Annotated in this window: 20 protein-coding genes and 2 tRNA genes; 8 read left to right on the top strand and 14 right to left on the bottom strand. The window is 71.0% G+C overall.

Annotated features, from left to right (window positions below):
* The first annotated feature begins 600 nt into the window (after positions 1–600).
* The gene (locus AB0I76_RS07875; protein WP_357031401.1) at positions 601–828 is read left to right on the top strand and encodes a hypothetical protein; all 228 of its coding nucleotides are present in this window, start codon (positions 601–603) and stop codon (positions 826–828) included.
* Between the two features lie 35 nt (positions 829–863).
* On the opposite strand, the gene AB0I76_RS07870 is transcribed toward AB0I76_RS07875, so the two are convergent.
* From AB0I76_RS07870 to AB0I76_RS07845, 6 genes are all read right to left on the bottom strand, one after another.
* Positions 864–1,661, bottom strand: coding sequence for a carbon-nitrogen hydrolase family protein (locus tag AB0I76_RS07870; protein ID WP_357031398.1), 798 nt, complete (start codon positions 1,659–1,661; stop codon positions 864–866).
* A 103-nt stretch (positions 1,662–1,764) separates the two neighbouring features.
* Positions 1,765–3,060, bottom strand: coding sequence for an ATP-dependent Clp protease ATP-binding subunit ClpX (gene clpX / locus AB0I76_RS07865; protein WP_357031395.1), 1,296 nt, complete (start codon positions 3,058–3,060; stop codon positions 1,765–1,767).
* 206 nt (positions 3,061–3,266) lie between these two features.
* Positions 3,267–3,929, bottom strand: coding sequence for an ATP-dependent Clp protease proteolytic subunit (locus tag AB0I76_RS07860; RefSeq protein ID WP_357031392.1), 663 nt, complete (start codon positions 3,927–3,929; stop codon positions 3,267–3,269).
* Positions 3,930–3,943: 14 nt separating this feature from the next.
* Positions 3,944–4,585, bottom strand: a complete 642-nt coding sequence (locus AB0I76_RS07855; RefSeq protein ID WP_357031389.1) for an ATP-dependent Clp protease proteolytic subunit — start codon at positions 4,583–4,585, stop codon at positions 3,944–3,946.
* Positions 4,586–4,756: 171 nt separating this feature from the next.
* Positions 4,757–6,103, bottom strand: a complete 1,347-nt coding sequence (tig, locus tag AB0I76_RS07850) for a trigger factor (protein ID WP_357031386.1) — start codon at positions 6,101–6,103, stop codon at positions 4,757–4,759.
* 144 nt (positions 6,104–6,247) lie between these two features.
* Positions 6,248–6,321, bottom strand: a tRNA-Pro gene (locus tag AB0I76_RS07845).
* 178 nt (positions 6,322–6,499) lie between these two features.
* Between AB0I76_RS07845 and AB0I76_RS07840 the strand changes: the two genes are divergently transcribed.
* Together AB0I76_RS07840 and AB0I76_RS07835 are read left to right on the top strand one after the other, a co-directional pair.
* Positions 6,500–6,573 (top strand) — tRNA-Gly (locus tag AB0I76_RS07840).
* A 331-nt stretch (positions 6,574–6,904) separates the two neighbouring features.
* A complete protein-coding gene (locus AB0I76_RS07835; protein WP_357031383.1) occupies positions 6,905–8,002 on the top strand; it encodes a hypothetical protein in 1,098 nt (365 codons plus the stop codon).
* A gap of 6 nt (positions 8,003–8,008) precedes the next feature.
* Here the strand turns inward: AB0I76_RS07835 and AB0I76_RS07830 are convergent, their stop codons facing one another.
* Positions 8,009–8,407, bottom strand: a complete 399-nt coding sequence (locus tag AB0I76_RS07830; RefSeq protein WP_357031380.1) for a VOC family protein — start codon at positions 8,405–8,407, stop codon at positions 8,009–8,011.
* 117 nt (positions 8,408–8,524) lie between these two features.
* Between AB0I76_RS07830 and AB0I76_RS07825 the strand changes: the two genes are divergently transcribed.
* Positions 8,525–9,058 (top strand): DUF6817 domain-containing protein, encoded by a 534-nt coding sequence (locus AB0I76_RS07825; protein ID WP_357031377.1) that lies wholly within the window; start codon positions 8,525–8,527, stop codon positions 9,056–9,058.
* 44 nt (positions 9,059–9,102) lie between these two features.
* Positions 9,103–9,606 carry a pantetheine-phosphate adenylyltransferase gene (gene coaD / locus AB0I76_RS07820; RefSeq protein WP_357031373.1) on the top strand — a complete coding sequence of 168 codons (504 nt, stop codon included), beginning with the start codon at positions 9,103–9,105 and terminating at the stop codon, positions 9,604–9,606.
* A 143-nt stretch (positions 9,607–9,749) separates the two neighbouring features.
* Here coaD and AB0I76_RS07815 read toward each other — a convergent pair whose 3' ends face one another.
* Complete coding sequence (locus AB0I76_RS07815) at positions 9,750–10,253, bottom strand: MarR family winged helix-turn-helix transcriptional regulator (RefSeq protein ID WP_357031370.1); 504 nt, start codon at positions 10,251–10,253, stop codon at positions 9,750–9,752.
* Between the two features lie 31 nt (positions 10,254–10,284).
* On the opposite strand from AB0I76_RS07815, the gene AB0I76_RS07810 reads away from it, so the two are divergent.
* Positions 10,285–11,361, top strand: a complete 1,077-nt coding sequence (locus AB0I76_RS07810; protein ID WP_357031367.1) for a bifunctional NAD(P)H-dependent oxidoreductase/GNAT family N-acetyltransferase — start codon at positions 10,285–10,287, stop codon at positions 11,359–11,361.
* A 59-nt stretch (positions 11,362–11,420) separates the two neighbouring features.
* Here the strand turns inward: AB0I76_RS07810 and AB0I76_RS07805 are convergent, their stop codons facing one another.
* The 5 genes from AB0I76_RS07805 to AB0I76_RS07785 form a co-directional block, all read right to left on the bottom strand.
* Complete coding sequence (locus AB0I76_RS07805) at positions 11,421–11,828, bottom strand: DUF3224 domain-containing protein (RefSeq protein WP_357031364.1); 408 nt, start codon at positions 11,826–11,828, stop codon at positions 11,421–11,423.
* 130 nt (positions 11,829–11,958) lie between these two features.
* Positions 11,959–12,303: an STAS domain-containing protein gene (locus AB0I76_RS07800; protein ID WP_357031361.1), complete on the bottom strand. Its 345-nt coding sequence runs from the start codon at positions 12,301–12,303 to the stop codon at positions 11,959–11,961.
* Positions 12,300–14,762, bottom strand: a complete 2,463-nt coding sequence (locus AB0I76_RS07795; protein ID WP_357031358.1) for a SpoIIE family protein phosphatase — start codon at positions 14,760–14,762, stop codon at positions 12,300–12,302. Before AB0I76_RS07795 ends, AB0I76_RS07800 begins: the two co-directional genes overlap by 4 nt.
* Positions 14,763–14,764: 2 nt before the next feature.
* Positions 14,765–15,565: an alpha/beta hydrolase gene (locus tag AB0I76_RS07790; protein WP_357031354.1), complete on the bottom strand. Its 801-nt coding sequence runs from the start codon at positions 15,563–15,565 to the stop codon at positions 14,765–14,767.
* Between the two features lie 196 nt (positions 15,566–15,761).
* The gene (locus AB0I76_RS07785) at positions 15,762–16,589 is read right to left on the bottom strand and encodes a patatin-like phospholipase family protein (protein WP_357031351.1); all 828 of its coding nucleotides are present in this window, start codon (positions 16,587–16,589) and stop codon (positions 15,762–15,764) included.
* Between the two features lie 116 nt (positions 16,590–16,705).
* On the opposite strand from AB0I76_RS07785, the gene AB0I76_RS07780 reads away from it, so the two are divergent.
* Positions 16,706–16,969, top strand: coding sequence for a hypothetical protein (locus AB0I76_RS07780; protein WP_357031348.1), 264 nt, complete (start codon positions 16,706–16,708; stop codon positions 16,967–16,969).
* Between the two features lie 134 nt (positions 16,970–17,103).
* On the opposite strand, the gene AB0I76_RS07775 is transcribed toward AB0I76_RS07780, so the two are convergent.
* On the bottom strand, positions 17,104–17,637 hold the full coding sequence (locus tag AB0I76_RS07775; RefSeq protein ID WP_357031345.1) for a hypothetical protein: 534 nt from the start codon (positions 17,635–17,637) through the stop codon (positions 17,104–17,106).
* 108 nt (positions 17,638–17,745) lie between these two features.
* Between AB0I76_RS07775 and AB0I76_RS07770 the strand changes: the two genes are divergently transcribed.
* Entirely contained in the window at positions 17,746–18,978 is a 1,233-nt protein-coding gene (locus AB0I76_RS07770; RefSeq protein WP_357031343.1) for a GNAT family N-acetyltransferase, read from the top strand.
* Positions 18,979–19,126 lie beyond the last annotated feature (148 nt).

Below are 19,126 nucleotides of genomic sequence, written 5' to 3'. Positions count from 1 at the left end.
CAAACCCTAAGGCCCGACCAGTCCGGGGTATAAACAATTGGCACTGGCTTATCAAGCACCCTGTTGAGTTCTCAAAGAACAACCACACACCATCCAGGACCCCGCATCAGCAGGACCCCGTCCGGGGCAACCTCTCTAACTTACCCGATCCGTTCCTCGCCGTCAAACTCGTGTCCGAGTTGATCAGCTTGGCTCGTTCCGGACCACGCCCGAACCGCACCGTCGAGCGGTGCTAGCTGCTGTCGTGGGAAACCGCAGACCGGCCGATGCCGCTTCGCGGCTATCCGCCCGGCTCCTGCCGGCCTCAGAACTCTACCCGGTCGGCTTCGCGATCGCAACCCCGTTGCCGGAGTCGCACGCACCGCCCGATCCTCAGTCTCGCTCGGCGTTCCCACCACGAGCCTGGCGCCCGCTCTCGGCCAGTTCATCCGGCCTCCCGCGTGCAGAGAGAAAGTTACGCGGATGGCCCACCGAAGGCAAATCAACGTTCGTCGCTGCGTTCCGTGTAGGGCCCACACAGGCCCCTGCGCGGGATCTCGGATCGAATCGGACCGGCCGCACGGGATCCGTAACCGTGCTGGGCATGTCAGAGTTGCTGGCATGGACGACCTGCCGCGCTCCCCGACGACGGTGCTCGCCGAGGATGCCCTGCTCGGACTGCTGCTTCCGATCTGGCAGCTGGTCATCGGGGCGCTCGTGCTCGTCGCCGTCCTGGCGTCGGTACGCCGGCTGGCCCGCCGGGGCCCATCGCGTATGACCACCGCGCTCCTGGTCACCGCGGCGGCCATCGCCGGCTTCGCGGTCGTGGGTGTCCTGCTTCAGGGCTGACCGGTCGGAGCCGGGACGGCCGGCTGGCGCAGCGGTCAGAGCCGGCGGTTCGCCAGGCTGGGCAGCTCAGCCCGGATCGTGTGCAGACGGTCCAGGTCGAGCTCCGCGATGGCCACGCCCGGACCGTCCGGCACCTGGGTGAGCACGGTCCCCCACGGGTCGACCACCATGCTGCGTCCGAAACAGGTCCGCGCCGGCTCGTGGTCACCGGTCTGACCGGCGGCGGCGACGAAGCACTGGTTCTCGATCGCCCGCGCGCGCAGCAGAACCTCCCAGTGGTCCCGGCCCGTGTGCATCATGAACGCCGCCGGGACCACGAGCAGCTGTGCGCCGCCTTCCGTGGCAAGCCGGCGGTACAGCTCCGGGAAACGCAGGTCGTAACAGATCGACAGCCCGACCCGGAGCCCCTCGACGTCGACCACCACCGGCTGGTCGCCGGGCGCCACCGTGGCCGACTCCAGGTAGGACACGCGACCGGGGATCTCCACGTCATACAGGTGGATCTTGCGGTAGCTGGCAGCGAGCGCGCCGGACCGGTCGAAGACCAGCGACGTGTTCCAGGTGTGCTCGGGATCCGGTCCGCGCTCGTGGATCGATCCGGCGATCACCCACACGCCCAGCCGCCGCGCGACGCCGGCGAAGAACTGGCCGACCTCGCCGTCGACCGTCTCCGGCTCGGGGAGCCGGGCGGCCGGGCCGAGGTAGTCCACGTACTCCGGGAGGACCGCGAGGTCCGCGCCGCCGGCGGCTGCGCGCTCCAGCAGGCCCTCCGCGGCCTCCAGATTGACCTTGCGGTCGTCCCGCGCGTTCAGCTGACAGACGGCGACCCGCATGGACCTCAGCGTACGGGCGGAGTGTCCCCGGCGACAGAGGTGCGACCGGCGCCACCGGCCGGTCGTCGCCGTCCCGCCGGTCGGCGGGCTCGACCCCTACGCGTCAGGCCGACTTCTCCTCGCGGTCCCGACGGGCACGGCGGCCCGTGAACTCGCGCGGCACGATGGTCGGGTTGACGTTCTCCAGGACCACCTCGCGGGTGATCAGCACACGGGCGGCGTCCGGGTTGCTCGGCACCTCGTACATCACGGAGAGCAGGACCTCTTCCATGATCGCGCGCAGGCCCCGGGCACCCGTCCCCCGCAGCATCGCCTGGTCGGCGATGGCATCCAGCGCCGACTCGTCGAACTCCAGCTCGACGCCGTCGAGCTCGAAGAGCCGCTGGTACTGCCGGACGAGGGCGTTGCGCGGCTCGGTGAGGATCCGTACCAGAGCCTGCCGGTCGAGGCTACGCACGCTGGTGATCACCGGGAGACGGCCAATGAACTCGGGGATGAGCCCGAACTTCAGCATGTCCTCCGGCATGACCTGGCCGAAGATGTCGTCGGTCGACCGCTCGGAGACCGCGCGCAGCCGGGCGCCGAAGCCGGTGCCGCCGTGGCCGGTGCGGGCCTCGATGATCTGGTCCAGACCGGCGAAGGCGCCGCCGCAGATGAACAGGACGTTGGTCGTGTCGATCTGGATGAACTCCTGGTGGGGGTGCTTGCGGCCCCCCTGCGGTGGCACGTTGGCCACCGTGCCCTCCAGCATCTTCAGCAACGCCTGCTGGACGCCCTCGCCGGAGACGTCCCGCGTGATCGACGGGTTCTCCGACTTGCGGGCGATCTTGTCGACCTCGTCGATGTAGATGATGCCGGTCTCGGCGCGCTTGATGTCGTAGTCCGCGGCCTGGATCAGCTTGAGGAGGATGTTCTCCACGTCCTCGCCCACATAGCCCGCCTCGGTCAACGCGGTGGCGTCCGCGATGGCGAACGGGACGTTGAGCATCCGGGCGAGGGTCTGCGCCAGGTGGGTCTTACCGCACCCGGTGGGACCCAGGAGGAGGATGTTGGACTTGGCCAGCTCGACGGCGTCACTGCCGGAGCCCGGCGCACTGGCCGACTCGGCCTGGATCCGCTTGTAGTGGTTGTAGACCGCCACGGCGAGCGCCTTCTTGGCCTGGTCCTGCCCCACGACGTAGGTGTCGAGGAACTGGCAGATCTCCATCGGCTTGGGAAGCTCTTCCCACTTCACCTCGCCGGACTCGGCCAGCTCCTCTTCGATGATCTCGTTGCAGAGATCGATGCACTCGTCGCAGATGTAGACCCCAGGGCCCGCGATGAGTTTCTTGACCTGCTTCTGCGACTTGCCACAGAAGGAGCACTTCAGTAGGTCGCCGCCGTCACCGATCCGTGCCACCTACGTTCTCCCTGCACTCATCGGCCGGAGCTCCGGCCCTGACCCGCGGACGCTGCGCTCCGTCCGTCTTCTCAATCCCGCCGACTCCGATCGGCGAAGCGGTACGGACCCGACGTTACCCGCTGGCGGAGGTTTCTCCGACCCCCAAAACGGGTGTGTCAGAGGTCGGCCGGGAACGAACCCGGCCGACCTCCGACCCGAGCAGCTCAGCTGGCGGCGTTGGCGGCCAGCAGACCCTTCTTGCGGCTGGTGAGGATCGTGTCCACCAGCCCGTACTCCTTGGACTCCTCGGCCGTCATGATCTTGTCACGGTCGATGTCCTTGCGTACCTTGTCGATCGGCTGGTTGCAGTGCCGCGAGAGCATCTCCTCCAGCTGGGTCCGCATCCGCAGGATCTCCCGGGCCTGGATCTCGATGTCCGAGCCCTGCCCGTAACCGCCCTCGGTGGCCGGCTGGTGGATGATGATCCGCGAGTTCGGCAGAGCCATCCGCTTGCCCGGCGTGCCCGCGGACAGCAGCACGGCGGCCGCGCTGGCCGCCTGGCCCAGGCAGACCGTCTGGATGTCCGGACGGACGTACTGCATGGTGTCGTAGATCGCCGTCATCGCGGTGAACGAACCGCCGGGCGAGTTGATGTACATGATGATGTCGCGGTCCGGGTCGGTGCCCTCGAGCGTCAGCAGCTGCGCCATCACGTCGTTTGCCGACGCGTCGTCGACCTGGACGCCGAGGAAGATGATCCGGTCCTCGAAGAGCTTGTTGTACGGGTTGGATTCCTTGACCCCGTACGACGTGCGCTCGACGAACGACGGAAGGACGTAGCGGTTGTGCACGGCCGCGAACTGGGGCGGCAGGCTCAGGTCGGTCATCGTCAGCTCCTCGCTCAGCTCAGGGTCCCGGCGCCATCCGGAACCTGCGCGGCCCCGATGATCACCTTGTCGATGAAGCCGTAGTCCATGGCCTCCTGGGCGGTGAACCAGCGGTCCCGGTCCGAGTCCGACTCGATCTGCGCCTGGCTCTGGCCGGTGTGGTGCGCGACCCGCTCCTGGAACATCCGCTTCGTGTAGAGCATCTGCTCCGCCTGGATCGCGATGTCCGAGGCGGTGCCGCCCAGACCACCGGACGGCTGGTGCATCATGATCCGGGCGTGCGGCAGGGCGTAGCGCTTACCCTTGGTGCCCGCGCACAGGAGCAGCTGGCCCATCGAGGCAGCCATGCCCATCGCCACGGTCGACACGTCGTTGTCGATGAACTGCATGGTGTCGTAGATCGCCATGCCGGAGTAGACCGAGCCACCCGGCGAGTTGATCCAGAGGTTGATGTCGCGGTCCGGGTCCTCCGCGGCGAGCAGCAGGAGCTGCGCGCAGATGCGGTTGGCGACCTGGTCGGTCACCTCGCTGCCCAGGAAGATGATCCGCTCCTTGAGCAACCGGTTGTAGACCGAGTCGTCGAGGTTGCCAATGGTGTCGCCACCTCGGGCCTCGATCGCCCGGAGCGGCTTCGCTGGGATGTGCATGTCGGTCATGGCAGCCCTTCGCTCTCCGTACCGTCTTCTCCGACACTAACCGCTTGATCGGGCGGCGCACTCCCGGTCGGGACACTGTTCGCTGACAGCGCAGCCCCGTACGGGGCGTACCCGCAAAGGGCTTCGGCCGCCGCCCCACCGCGAGGGAGGGACGGCGGCCGCGCCCGACGATCAGTGCTCGTGGTTGTGCTCGGCCTCGCTCTCGGCGCGCAGGGCGTCGAGAGTCACCTCGTTGCCGGCGGTGTCCTTGATCTTGATGCGCTCCATGACCGAGGCCAGCGCCTTGCCCCGCCGCACGTCGCCGAAGACGGCGCTCGCGGCGCCGGAGCGCACCAGCTGGTCGTAGTACTGCTGCGGAGCCATGCCGGCGCGCTGCGCCCGGTGCACGATCTCGTGACCGAACTCGTCGTCGGAGACCTGGACCTCCTCGGCGTCGGCGAGCGTGTCGAGCAGGAGCTGGATCTTGACGCCCTCGGTGGCCGCCTCGGCCAGTTCGGCGTCGATCTGCTCCTCGGTCTTCTCCTCGGCCGCCAGGTACTCCTCCAGGGAGGCGCCGATCCGCTCCAGCTGGTCGATCATGGCCGCCTTGCGGCTCTCGACCTCCTCGCGGACGACACCCTCCGGCGCCGGCACCTCGGCCGCGGCGACGAGCTGCTCCAGGGCCTTGTCCCGGGCGGCGTAGATCTGCTCGACCCGCTTGCCCCGGGCGACCCGCTCGCGCAGGTCGTCGCGCAGCTCCTCGATCGTGTCGAACTCGCTCGCCATCTGGGCGAACTCGTCGTTCAGCTCGGGCAGCTCCTTCTCCTTGACCGTGCGCACGGTCACCGCCACCTCGGCGTCCCGGCCGGCGAAGTCGCCGCCGACCAGCTGGGTGGTGAAGGTGGTGCTCTCACCGGCGGACAGGCCGACGACCGCCTCGTCCAGGCCCGGCAGGAGCTGCTTGCTGCCCACCTCGTGGGAGATGTTGCTCGCCGAACCGCCCGGCACGTCCTCGCCGTCGACGGTGGCGTTCAGGTCGATCTGCACGAAGTCGCCCTCGGCGGCGGCGCGCTCGACGGTCTTGAGGGTGGCGAACCGCTCGCGCAGGCTCTTCACCTGCTCGTCGATCTCGGTGTCGTCGATCTGGAGCTCGTCCACGGTCACCTCGACGGTGGCCGGGTCCGGCAGGGTGATCTCGGGCCGGACATCCACCTCGGCGGTGAAGTTGAGGGTGTCACCGTCGTTGAACTCGGTGATGTCGACCTCGGGACGACCCAGGGTCTTCAGGTCGTGCTCGCGGACCGCGGCGAGGATGTTCTGCGGGATGGCTTCCTGGATCGCCTCGTTGAGGACGGTGCCCCGGCCGACCCGCTGGTCGATCACGGCGGTCGGAACCTTGCCCCGGCGGAACCCGGGAACCTGCACCTGCGAACCGATCTCCCGGTACGCCTTCTTGAGGCTCGGCTCGAGCTCGACGAACGGCACCTCGATGGCGAGCCGCACGCGCGTCGGGCTCAGAGTCTCGACGGTGCTCTTCACAGGCGTACTCCTTGACGGATCTCGGTTTGATTCTGGGCGTTCGATCAGCCCATCGAGTGTAGGCGAGCCGGCGCAGCCTGCCGGCAGCGCCCGGGGGCCGCACGGGATCGGCGGCGCCCGGGGCGACCCGGCCGCGGACGGCAGTCGGGGTGGCGGGATTTGAACCCACGGCCCCTCGCTCCCAAAGCGAGTGCGCTACCAAGCTGCGCCACACCCCGTGGCGGGAAGCAGTCTATGCCGTCGTCGCACGTAGGAGGTGCCGGGGCGGCAGCCAACGCGCCGAACCACCCCAAAGCGGATGCGCGGGTCGTGTCGGGGGACGCGCCCGGGATACGAATGGGCGGGCGGCGGAGGCATTCGGTACGCTGTCGGCGCGCCTCGCACGTCGAGGCGAACGCGGGCGTAGCTCAATGGCAGAGCTTCAGTCTTCCAAACTGACGGTGCGGGTTCGATTCCCGTCGCCCGCTCCACCGCCTTCCGGCCCAGGCCGGGAGGCGTTTGTTCGTCCTGGCCCGGTCGGACCGGCTGCGCCGACTGATGCTCGGGATCTCGCCGGAGGCTGCCCGACCGAGGAGACCCCCGCCGCAGGCCAGCACTCCCATGGGTGGCCATGGTCCTGATCGCGCCGGTGTCTTCCTCGCCCGGAGTTTGGCGGCCACCTGTTGACCCGGCAGGGCCGCTTCCGCTTCGGTGTGCGGGACGGTCAGCGCCTGGAACGGGGGCATTGCGATGGCATCTCCTGCAACGCCAGCAGATTCGGTGCGGCCTCGGTCGGCGCGGGGATCGCGAACGGTCGCGGTGGTGAGCGTCGCGATCATCGTGGTGGTGGCGGCGGGCATGGCGGCATGGCACGTGGCAGCCCAGCGGAAAGGGTCGGTGCCGGCCGCGGACACGACCGTCGAGGGGGTGTTCGACGACCTGCCGCCTCAGTTGCGACCGCCAGCCCAGGTGGCGGACCTGCCGAGTGACCGGGGGGTGGGCCGAGGTGCTCTTATGTACCACCTGGGGACCGCTGCGGGCGGTCTCGACCCCGACACCCGTCCGTTCACCCAGAACGACGTCTACCTCGTGACCCGGTCGGGAGAGCACTTCCGTGCCGGGCGCACGCCTGCGGCAACCGGGCCCTTGAACCTGTCACTGTCCTCTGACGGGCGCTGGCTGGCCGCCAAGCGCGACGGCCAGTGGCGTGTGAGGGACCTCTCTGGCACGGCGGTGTACGAGGTCGCGGACGGATACGAGCCGTGGCTGTGGTCCACGGACGCCCGGTCGTTGCTGCTGGCGAAGCTGAGCGTCGACGGCCGGTCCTTCGGAGCCATGGCACTGCCAGGTGGCGGGGTGCGGTCGCTCGACGTGCGTACCTCCAACCTCGCCACCGAGGTGGCCTTCATCGCCGGCAGGGAGCTGGCGGTGTTCGACGTGAATCCACCGGTCGGCCCGTCCGCGCCGCCGGAGCTGAGCATCACCCTCAACGACGTCGTCACGGGCGCGACCCGGACGCTGCCCGTGGTCGTACCCGGCCAGACGAAGCCGGGCGAGGTGGTGGGTCCGGTCCTTCCGCTCTGGCACGCGGGCGGAAGTCCGCCGAGCATCTGGGTGGAGGTCGGCCGCCCCGATCTGCTGCCCACCAGCGCCCCGGAGGGCATGCTGGTGGCGCCATCCGTGGCGCTGCTGGGCGTCGACGTGACCTCGGGCGCCGCCACCGCCAGGATCGAGGTGCCCTCCATCGATGCGGATGGGCCGCAACTGTGTCGGGGCGTGGTGGCCGACGGCGTCGTCCTGCAGCGATGGACCGCGACCAACACCGAGCTGATCGTCGTCGACCCGCGCCGCGACGTCCGCCGTGTCGTGACGACGCTTCCCGAAAACGTGACCGTACTGGCCCCCGGTGCCAGGGCATGACTGCCGTTACCCAGGGGCGCTCGGCTGGCAGCTGACCTGGAGCTCCTGGACGGGACGCGACAGCAGGCAGAACTCGTTGCCCTCAGGGTCGGCGAGCACGACCCAGCTCACGTCGGAGGGCTGTCCCACGTCGACGCGTCGCGCACCGAGGGCGAGCAACCGGTCAAGCTCCTCCCCGGTGGACACGCCGTCGGCACGCAGGTCGAGATGCAACCGGTTCTTGGTCACCTTGCCCTCCGGCACGGCCGCCACGTCGATCATGGGCCAGGAACGGTCGGAGGACCCGATGGTGATCACCTCGGCATCCTCGTCGACGACCTGCCAGCCGAGAACCGAGCACCAGAAGTCGGCGATCAGTCGCGGTCGGACGGCGTCGATGGCGATGGCGGCAAGGCGGCTCGGCATGCCGTCATCCTCACCCACCCGCGCGGTGACGCACCGTCGGCGCGTATCCACGGCGCTGTGACATATGCCCGCACCCGGGGGCCGGCGAATCCGACCGCCGATACCTACAGTCGGGCCATGAGCACCGACGAAGGCGTGCGGGTCTGGCTCCGCCGGCACGGAGCTGAGCAGATCGCGCATCCCGGAGGCAATCTGTACGCCCACCTGTGTCGAGTCGGCGAACGACTCGCCGTGCTCGGCTGCAGCAGCGAAGTGCAGGCCGCGGGCCTTACCCACGCCGTCTACGGCACCGAGGGGTTCGACCACGCTCTGCTCGATCGGGCCGATCGTGCTGTGCTACGGGATCTCGTCGGTGCCGCCGCCGAGGAGCTCGTCTACCTGTACGGCGCTTGCGACCGTGGACGCAGCTGGCGGGAGCTGGCGAGGACCGGCCAGGTGTTCGACCGCTTCGTACGTCAGGTGAGAACGCCGACGGCGGCTCAACTTCGATCGCTCATGGACCTGAGCATCGTCAACGAACTGGACGTCATCGAGCACGATCCCGCGGTGGCGGACCGGCACGGTACCTACTTCCGGGAGCTGTTCGCCTCCTGGGCCCCACTCGCCTCCGAGCAGGTCATCCGTGATGCCCAGCGGGTCTTGCGGCCGTGACACCCGAACCATCGTCACAGCCGCGCACCCCTGGTCGGGTACGCGTGCGAGCCGTCTACCCCGGCAGCTTCGATCCCTTCACTCCCGGCCATCTGAATGTGGTGAGCCGGGCACGCGGCCTCTTCGACGAAGTGGTCGTGCTCGTCGCGGTCAACAGCACCAAGCATCCGGGCACCGACGAAGAGGCGCGAGCGGCCGCCGTTCGGGCCATCCTGCCGGTCGGGTGGACCTCCGTCACCGTTGCGGCCTGGAGCGGTTTGACCTCCACCTACTGCCGTCGCCACGAGGTAGGAGTGATCGTCCGCGGCGTGCGTAACACCACCGACCTTCAGACCGAGCACCAGCTCGCCGCGATGAACCAGTCCCTGGGTGTCCCCACGGTGTTTCTGCCGGCGCAGCCCGAACTGGCCGCGGTGTCGTCGACCGCGGTACGCGCGCTGGGGTCGCCAGAGCACTGTGGTGCCAGCGTCGGGCACGTTCACGTGCGCGCCGGTCTCCTCGACTCTGCGGTCACGTCAGCGGTGCGAGGACCGCGTAGGCCATCGTGACGCCGGTCAGGTCAGGCCCGAAGTTGATCTGGACGTCGGTCGCGGGCAACGCGAGAGGAGCGTCAATGCGCGGCGCGGGGGCGGCATGGGCCCGATCATCGCAGAGCGGCGCACATCGCCTGCCGACACAGCCGCATCGGCGATCACGCCGACGGGCGCCCGTCGGGTGGTCGGCTGGCGGCGCCCCGGGGTTCCTCCAGCCTCCGGGCGATCTGTTCGATGGCGGTGAGGTCCTCGGCCGCGAGCCGGTCGATGAAGTGGCGTCGTACCGACTCCAGATGCACCGGTGCGGCGTTCTCGAGTGCGTCCAGACCTTCCGCCGTGAGCACGAGGAGGCAGCCTCTGCCGTCGGCCGGGTCGGGCGCGCGCCTCAGGAGCCCCCGTGCCTCCATCCGGGTGGCGTGCCGGGACAGCCGGCTGCGTGACCAGCCCATCTTGTCGGCCTGCTCCCCAAGGGTGCTGGTCCGACCGGGCCGCTCGGACAGGGTGCTGAGCACCTCGTAGTCGGGTTCGGAGAGCCCGATGGCGGCCAGATCACGGGCCGTGCCCGTCTGCACGGCGACGACCACGCGCAGGAACGCCCGCCACGCCCGCTCCTCGTCCGGCGTCAACCAGCGTACGGACCCGGACGGAGATTTAGTTGACATGTAATCAAGGTAGCACCTAGGCTTCGTTTCCATGTTAACGAAATCGGCCCGTGTCCTTGTCCTGACGTCCAGCACCCGCCCCGGCGCCCTCGGTCCTCTGGTGGCGCAGTGGCTGATGGAAACCATCACCCCCCGTGCCGCGGAACTGGGCGTCGAGCTCGTACCGGTGGCTCTCGGCGATCTGGACCTGCCCTTCCTGGACGAGGAGGAGCACCCGTCGGCGGGGGTCTACCAGCAGGAGCACACACGTCGGTGGAGCGAGATCGTCGACGCGGCGGACGGGTTCGTCGTGGTCACGCCCGAGTACAACTACGGGATGCCGGCGACGCTGAAGAACGCGCTGGACTACCTCAGCCGCGAATGGGCGTGGAAGCCGATCGGTTTCGTCAGCTACGGCCACACGTCGGCGGGCACCCGGTCGGTTCAGCACGCCAAGCAGGTGGTGACCACGCTGCGCCTGGTTCCGTTGGGCGCCACGGTCGCGATTCGCATCGGCGACGCCGTGGAGGGTGGACGGCTGCGATCCGACGCATCCTGCGACGCGGCGGGTGTCGGGCTGCTGGACGAGCTGGTCCGGGTCGCCCACGCCCTGCGGCCACTGCGCGAACGCGCACGAGCCGGGGCGCTGTCCGGACCGGTGCCGGGGTCCTACGTGAGACGGCTGACCCCCGACGACGCGCCCGAGGTCACCGTGCTGCAGCGGTGCTCCTGGGTGGACGAGGCCGTCGCCAACGACACCCTGGCCATACCGGCCCTGCACGAGTCGCTGGAGGACGTACGCGACTGGCTCGCGACCTGGCACACCACGGGCATCTGGCGGGACGGCCGACTGCTGGGCATGGTGCGGGCCCGCCGCGTCGACACCGACTGGCACGTGGGTCGGCTCGCCGTCGTGCCGGACCTGCGAGGTCAGGGGCTGGGCCGGTGGCTGCTACGCACCGCCGAAGCCGGTGTCCAACCGGACTGCCGCCGCGTCCTTTTGTTCACCGGCGCGAAGAGCCTGCGGAACATCGACCTCTACCACAGCGAGGGATACCGGTCGGTGCCGCTCGCCGGGCCGGACGGAACCACCTGCTTGACCAAGGACATATCCGTCAGGCAGCACTGACGCTGCCGTCCACGTGCCCCGTTCGGGGAGACTGGAAGGTCTACTCCGTCGCCTGCTCTTCACCCGATCTCGTAGTCGAACCAGATCCGATGGGTGCCATCGGCGTCCACGGCCACTCCGCCGGTGCCGGAGATGCGGGCGAGCTCGCCGGTACCGCTCGACGGCACGATGGCGAAGAACTCGGCGGTACGGTCGCTGCCGGAGGTCGCTGCCGAGTGTACGAAGTTGAACGCGCCGCTCTTTCCGTGCAGAGAGCCTTCGAACGACTCCATGGCCACGTACGTGCCGACGCCTGCCGTTTGATCGTAAGCGGAGGTGAACACGGTCGCGGAGCGCCCGACCACCTCACCCTCGAAGCGCTTCTCCATCGTGGAAACCCCGACCGGCAGCCCGGTTGCCACGGCTGGTTCCGGCACCAACTCTGTGGGGACAAAGGCTTCGACCGTGAAGGTACCTGCTGCCCTCATGGGTCGATCGTAATGTCACGCTCCCTCTGGAGCGCGATCCAGTACCGGCGCACCGCCACGGCGGTGTCCTGACCCTCGTCCAGGACACCGCCGCGGCGCTCGATCATTCGACTGACCCGGCCCACGCCCATCAGGCCGTCAGGTCGGTGATGGCCTCGTCGACGGTGGACGCCAACAGGTCCGGCAGGAAGCCGATCAGGTCGAGCGTGAACCGGACCGCGCCGCCCTCCGGTGCGACCACCCGTACCGGCGCCTGCCGGTTGACGAAGGCGGTGACCAGCCGGTCCAGGCACCGCAGCCCGGCGCTGTCGAGGAAGGTCACCCCGGACAGGTCGATGACCACGCCGGTGGCCGCGCGGATGGCGGTGAGCACGCCCCGCTCCACCTCGTCGGCGTTCGCGTGGTCGATGTCGCCGTACAGCCGCACGACCTCGCAGCCGCGCTCGCCAGCGACCGCGACGCGGTCCCGGGTCATGTCGCCCTCCTTCCGACCCGCCGTCGCATCAACACGTTCGTGCCCCCACCCCGGTCGACGACGAGGTCGTCCATCAGCCGCCCCATGAGCGCCATGCCCCGTCCCCGATGCAGGCTGGCGCGCGGCGGCAGCCAGCGGCCGGTGTCGGAGACCCGCAGGTCGAGGACGTCCCCGTCGAGGGTGGCGGTCACGCTGACCCGCCCGGCGGGGTCGCCGCCGCAGCCGTGCTCGATCGCGTTGGCCACCGCCTCGGAGGTGGCGAGGACGATGCCGTACCGCTCGGACTCCGGTACCTGGCAACCGGTCAGCCACTCGTCCAGCGCAGCCCGGAGCGGAGCCAGCTCGGCCATCCCCGCCGGCACGTCCCGGCGGAACCGTGGAGCGCCGTCGAAGGCGAGCGCGAGAAGGCACGTGTCGTCGTGGCCACCCTCGCCCTCCAGCATCGCGTCGCTGACCTCCTCGGCGAGCGCCGCCAGCGGGGCGTCCCGCCGCTTTCCGAGCACGTCCACCAGCCGGCCGAGCCCCTGGTCGATCCGCTCACCGCGCCGCTCCACCAGACCGTCGGTGTAGAGCAGCAGCCGCGAGCCCCGGGCCAGGGTCAACTCGGCCTGCTGGCGCGTCCGGCTCGCCGCGCGCGTGCCGAGCGGGCCGGACCGGCCCTCCCACAGGTAGCGGGGCTCGGTACCCGGCGGCAGCAGCAGGGGCGGCGGGTGGCCGGCGCACGCGTACCGGAGGACGCCGGTGTCCAGCGACAGCTCGGCGTACGCGAGGGTGGTCATCTGCCCGGCCTCCAGGGTGGCGACGAAGTCGTCCATGTGCCGCAGGACGGCGGCGGGGCTGCACCCGGCCTTGCCCAGGGCCCGTACCGCGCTGCGGAGCTGGCCCATCGCGCTGGCCGCCCGGAGCCCACGGCCGACCACGTCGCCGACGACCACCCCGATGCTGCCGCTGGACGTGGTGAAGGCGTCGTACCAGTCGCCGCCGACCTCCAGGGTCTCCCCCGCCGGCCGGTAGACGGTGACCACGTGGAAGCGGCTGTCGGTGGGGCGTTCCCCGGCGAGCAGACTGCGCTGGAGCGTGCGCGCCACCTCGCGGTCCTGCTCGGCGAGGCGGGCGTTGTCCAGCGCCAGCCCCGCCCGGTCGGCGAGGTCGAGCAGGAAGTCGGGCTCGGCGCGGCCGGTGGGGTCGGGCGCCTCCACGAGCAGGAGCGTGCCGATCACCACGGTGCGGGCCAGCAACGGCAACACCACGCCCCGACGACCGTCCGGCGCCGCCAGCGGAAGGGCACGGCCCGACCGGCCGGCGTCCCGCACCGCATCCCGGACGTCGTCGCCGAGCAGCCACGGCCTCGGGGTACCGCTGGCGATCACCCCGTCGTCGGGACCGGTCGGCGGGTCCGACCGCCCGTCGGGGTCGGTGGCGGCGAGGTCCACCTGCGCGTACTCGGCCAGGTCCGGCACCAGCAGCTCGACCAGCCGGCGGGCACGGTCGGCCGATCCGACCGGCTCGTCGAGGTCCCGGCCCAGGCGGGCCAGGAAGGCCGACTGCCAGGCGCGGCGGGTCGTCTCCTCGTACAGCCGTACCCGTTCCAGGGCCTGCCCCGCCTGCTGGCCGAGCGTCCGCATCAGGTTCACCTCGTCGGTGGCCAGAGCGCGGGCCTCGGGAAGGTCGACGGACACCGCACCGAGCACCCGGTCGTCGGCGACCAGCGGGGTCACCACCCGCCGGTCGGGCCGGGACCGGTCGGACACGACGACCTCGCCGGTGCGGACGGCCCGCGCCTCCCACTCCGGGCCGTCCAGCGCGATCGGCGCGGCGGGGACGACGGCCGAGCCGTCGGCGCCGCCGGCGACCGTCAGCACCGCCTCCTCCGGATCCAGCAGCCAGACCATGGTGGCGGTCGCCTCGAACGCCGCGGTGGCCGCGACCACGATCGGAGCGACGATCTCCTCGGCGCGCTCGATCGCCGCGCAGCGGGCCACCATCTCCTGCAGCACACGCAGCCGGGCGGCGACCAGCTCCGCGCGGCGGCGCTCGTCGAGCAGTTCCCGCTCGTACGCGCGGCGGTCGGTCGCGTCGAACACCGTCAGCCGCAGGACGGTCGACCCGCTGCCCGGGTTCCGCCGCAGGACCGCGTTGACCAGGGTGTGCAACCGGCCGCCGTCGGCCCGGCGGAACTCCATCGCCACCTCGCGCACCTCGCCCTGCATGTGCAGCAGCGGACGCAGGTGCGTCTCGTGGAAGATCCGGCTCCCGACGGTGAACAGTGCCTGGACCGGACGCCCCACCAGGTCCTCCCGCCGGCGACCGATCCAGTCGAGGAACGTCTGGTTCACCCGGGCGACGGTGCCGTCCGGCAGCACCGAGAGGTAGCCGCAGGTCGCGCGCTCGTACAGGTCCTCCGCGCTCTCCTCGAGCAGCGGGGCGAACCAGTCGGGCGGCGGGACCGGGTCGACCACGTTCAGTCGGCCCGCAGGTACGCGCTGATGGCCGCCGCCGTCTCCTCGGGAGCGCTCAGGTTGGGGCAGTGCCCCGACGCCGCGAGCGTGACCAGGGTGCTGCCGGGGAGGTGACGGTGGACGTAGTCGCCGACCTCCGACGGTGCGATCACGTCGTTGGTGCACTGGAGGATCAGGCTGGGCACGGTGACCTTCGGCAGGTCGGTCCGGTTGTCGGACAGGAAGGTGACCCGGGCGAACTGGCGGGCGATGGCCGGGTCGGTGCGGCAGAAGCTGTTGACCAGCTCGGCACCGAGCGCCGGCCGGTCCGGATTGCCCATGATCACCGGAGCCATCGCCGCGGACCAGCCGAGGTAGTTGCTGTCCAGCGATTCCAGCAGCTCGTCGATGTCGACCCGACTGAAGCCACCCCGGTAGCCCTCGTCGTCGACGTAGCGCGGAGACGGCCCGACCAGCACCAGACGGGAGAAGCGGTCGGGCTCGGCGATCGACGCGAGCACACCGATCATCGCGCTGACCGAGTGGCCGACGAAGACGACGTCGCGCAGATTCAGCTCGGCGAGGATCTCGAGCACGTCCTCGGCGTAACCGCGCAGGTCCGCGTACCGCTGCGGCCGGTAGGCGGACAGGTCCGAACCGCCGGCACCGACGTGGTCGAAGAGCACGACCCGGTGGTCGTCGACGAAGTGGGGGACCACGGACCGCCACATGTGCTGGTCGCAGCCGAACCCGTGGGCGAAGACCAGGGTCCTGCCGCCGTCCTGACCCGTCACCGTGATGTTGTTGCGAGTCAGAGCGCTCACGGGCGGTGACACTACCTGCGATCAGGCCACCCCGCCAGCGGAGCGACGGGACCTCGTTCCACCGCCGGTGCCCGACAATCATATTAACGAAGGTCGATAGTCGGCCCCGCGCTGGACGACGCCGAACCGCCTGCCCTACCGCGGTCCCTGGGCGGATACGTGTCGGTCCCCGCCACCCGCGTCGGGGCCGGCACCGTCACCCGCGCCACACCCGCGCCGCCTCCGGGGCGAGCGTCACGGCCTGCGCGATGCCGGCGGCGAGTGCCGGACCACGTCGCCCCGGGTCCAGGACGTTCGACCCGATCGCCGCACGGGCGGCGTCGTCGGGAGCGAGGAGCACCGTCCGGGCGGCCGCCAGCCTCGCCAGTTCCTGTCGGGGCGAGGCGCGGAAGACCCCGACGGTCGGCGCCAGCACCACGACGGCATCCGCCCCGGCGGCGAGATCGGCGTTGGTGACCGACCGCACCCCGCCGTCCATGAAGTGTCCGGTGCCACCCACCGGCACCGGCGGAAAGACGCCCGGCACCGCGCAACTCGCCGCGACCGCCTCCGCCAGCGGCACCCCCGCCGTGGCGTCCCAGGCCACCAGCTTCCCGTTCGACGTGTCGACGGCGGTCACGACGAGCCGTGGACGGGTCGGCCACCGCCGCACCGGCAGGTTCTGGTCGAACCGTGCGACGTGCTCGCCCGGCTCGCCCACGGGTGCGCTGCACGCCAGGGCACCGAGCCGCGCGCGGGCCTGCTCCGGCGACAGGGAGCGGTCGGTGAGGACCGCGAACCCCTGGGCGAGCAGGGTCACGTCGATGCGGGGTGACAGTTCCACCTCGATCCGTGCGGCGTCGGCGACGGCGGTGGCGAGGTCCACGCCGGTCGCGACGAGGGCTCCGACGTACGCCCCCGCGGACGTGCCCACGATCAAGTCGGCGTCGGTGAGGTCGACGCCGTGTTCGCGCAGGCCGGCGAGGACGCCCAACTCCCACGCGATGCCGGTGACGCCACCGCCACCCAGTACCAGCGCCCGCATGAGCCCCTCCGCATCCCCGTCTCTGTCTCAGCCACTACCCGACGAGTGGTCCACGAACCACCTACGGGTCGGGGCCGCCCGTTTTGCACCGGAGGCGTCCGGGTAGGGCAGCGGTCATGGACACGAACACGAAGGCACACCTGGTGGGCGGCCCCCGCGACGGCAGCACCCTGGACGCGGGTGACGCGCTGCTGGAGGTCGAGATCGACGGCATGATGCACCGCTACATCCGGACCACGAAGCAGAGTGACGAGGGTGCGACGGTCTACAACTACGACGGGATGGTCGCCCCGGACGGCGGCGAGCCGGGCGTCGAGGATCCGGCGGCACGGGTCGCCTCGCCGAAGGCGGACGCCGAGGGGCGCGGCGGGAAGCACTGACGTCCGGCCGGGCGCGGATGATCCGGCTCCGGCCGGGTATGAAGCGCCGACCTGGTGGAGGACGACGGGGTCGCGGCACTCCGCGACCGGGCGCCCGGGCGGGCCGCGGGACGCCGGCCCGCCCGGGGGTACCGTCAGTTGTTGGTGATCCAGTTCCAGGCCGAGACGACCCACTCGGTCTGCTGGAGCCACGCGACACCGAGGCCGGTGAGGAACACCGCGGTCACCAGGTGCGCACCCCGGGCGCTGTGCCGCACCCGGCCCATCTGCCGCTCCAGCACCAGCCGGCCCACCAGCCGAGCCAGCGCGAACAGGCCGCCCGCCACCAGCAGGCTCAGCACGAAGATCAGCAAGGGTGCGGCCAGGTCACCGCCGCCCGAGATCGCCCAGATGCCCCAGCAGACGAACGCGAAGAGGGCTCCCGCGGCGCTCCACTCCCCGCCCCGCTTGAGTTGCGCGACGTGCCAGCCCAGCGGCCGGCGCGGCGCGTCCGGCCAGCCGGCGCCGTGCGGCTCCTCCTCGACGACGGGGAAAGGCTCGGTGCGCGGCGTCCGGCGCTGGCCGACCGACGCGACGCCCCGCCGGTACGGATCCCGCTGCTGCGGCACCTCGGCCTGCGGCGGCACCTCGACGGTCCGCTCCGCCCACGGCTGCGGCTGGTCTGCCATCTCGTCCTCCCCTGGACCCGACGGCGGCCCCCGGCCACCGTCCGCCTTCGAGGGTATCCAGCGTGCAAATCACTCGCCGACGACGCACCGGTCGGCTAGACAGGCGACGTGACCAATCCCCCACCGGACTTCACCACCGCCCGCCCCGAGGACCTCGACGACCTTCACGATCTGCTCAACGGTCTTTTTCTCGGCGGCTTCGACGCCGAGTCCTGGACGATCGAGCGCACCCTCCTCGAACCGGAGCGCACCCTGCTCGCCCGCGACGGCGGGGAGCTGGTGGCGAGCGCCACCGCGTACACCCGGGACCTGACCGTGCCGGGCGCCCGCGTGCCCGCCGCGCACGTCAGCATGGTGGGGGTCGCGCCGACCCACCGCCGACAGGGCCTCCTCACCCGGATGATGGGCCGGCAGTTGCGGGAGGTCCGCGACGCCGGCCGGGAGCCGGTGGCGGTGCTGTGGGCCAGCGAGGGACGGATCTACCCCCGCTTCGGCTACGGCCTCGCCGCCCCGCGGCTCACCGTCGACTGCGAGACCACCGAGCTGCGCCTGCCGGATCCGACGCCCGCCGAGGGCCGGCTGCGCGTGGCCCGCCCGGCCGCGTGCCGCGCCGACCTGGAGAGGGTGTACGACCGGGTACGCCCCGAGCGGCCCGGCTGGTCCAGCCGCGACGAGCGGTGGTGGGGGTACGTGCTGGGCGACCCGGCGTCCCAGCGGGGCGGGGCGACGGAACTCCGCGCGGTGCTGCACCACGGTCCCGACGGGGTCGACGGGTACGCCCTCTTCCGCACCCGCAGCGAATGGAACGAGGCCGGCCCGCAGGGTCAGGTCACCGTGCACGAGGTGGTGGCGGCGACGCCGGCCGGGTACCGGGCGCTGTGGCGGATGCTGCTCTCGGTCGACCTGACCAGGCGGCTCACCTGGCGCGGGGCGGCACTGGACGAGCCGCTGCTGCGACTGGTCAACGAGCCGCGACGACTGGGCGCCCGCCTGGTCGACGGGCTGTGGCTGCGCGTGGTGGACGTGCCGGCCGCGCTGGCCGCCCGCCGGTACGCGACCGCGGTCGACGTGGTCCTCGACATCACCGACGACCTGCTGCCGGAGAACACCGGCCGCTGGCGTCTCACCGGCGGGCCCGACGACGCCACCTGCGTACCGACGGATGCGCCCGCCGACCTGGCGTGCGACGTGCGCAGCCTCGGAGAGCTCTACCTGGGCGGGACGGGGCTCGTCGCGCTCGCCGCGACCGGGCGGGTCGAGGGGCGGCGTCCGGGTGCGCTGGCCGCGGCCGGCCCGGCCTTCGGCTGGCACCGGGCCCCGGCCGGCATGGAGATCTTCTGACCCGCCACGGGGTCCCGTCGGGTCGGCGGGGCGCCGGTGGGGGCGGTACGGTCGGCTGACCAGTGGCATTTACGCTATCTCAATGTCACCTCAGCGCATCGTCTAAGTAAGGGTGCCGGAGTAACCGTGGCCGTGGCTGACACGGGAG

This window comes from Micromonospora sp. NPDC049799 (genome assembly GCF_040656655.1).
Classification (GTDB): Bacteria; Actinomycetota; Actinomycetes; order Mycobacteriales; family Micromonosporaceae; genus Micromonospora.
The sequence above is the reverse complement of the archived record's forward strand: the minus strand, read 5'-3'. Positions and strand labels throughout refer to the sequence as shown.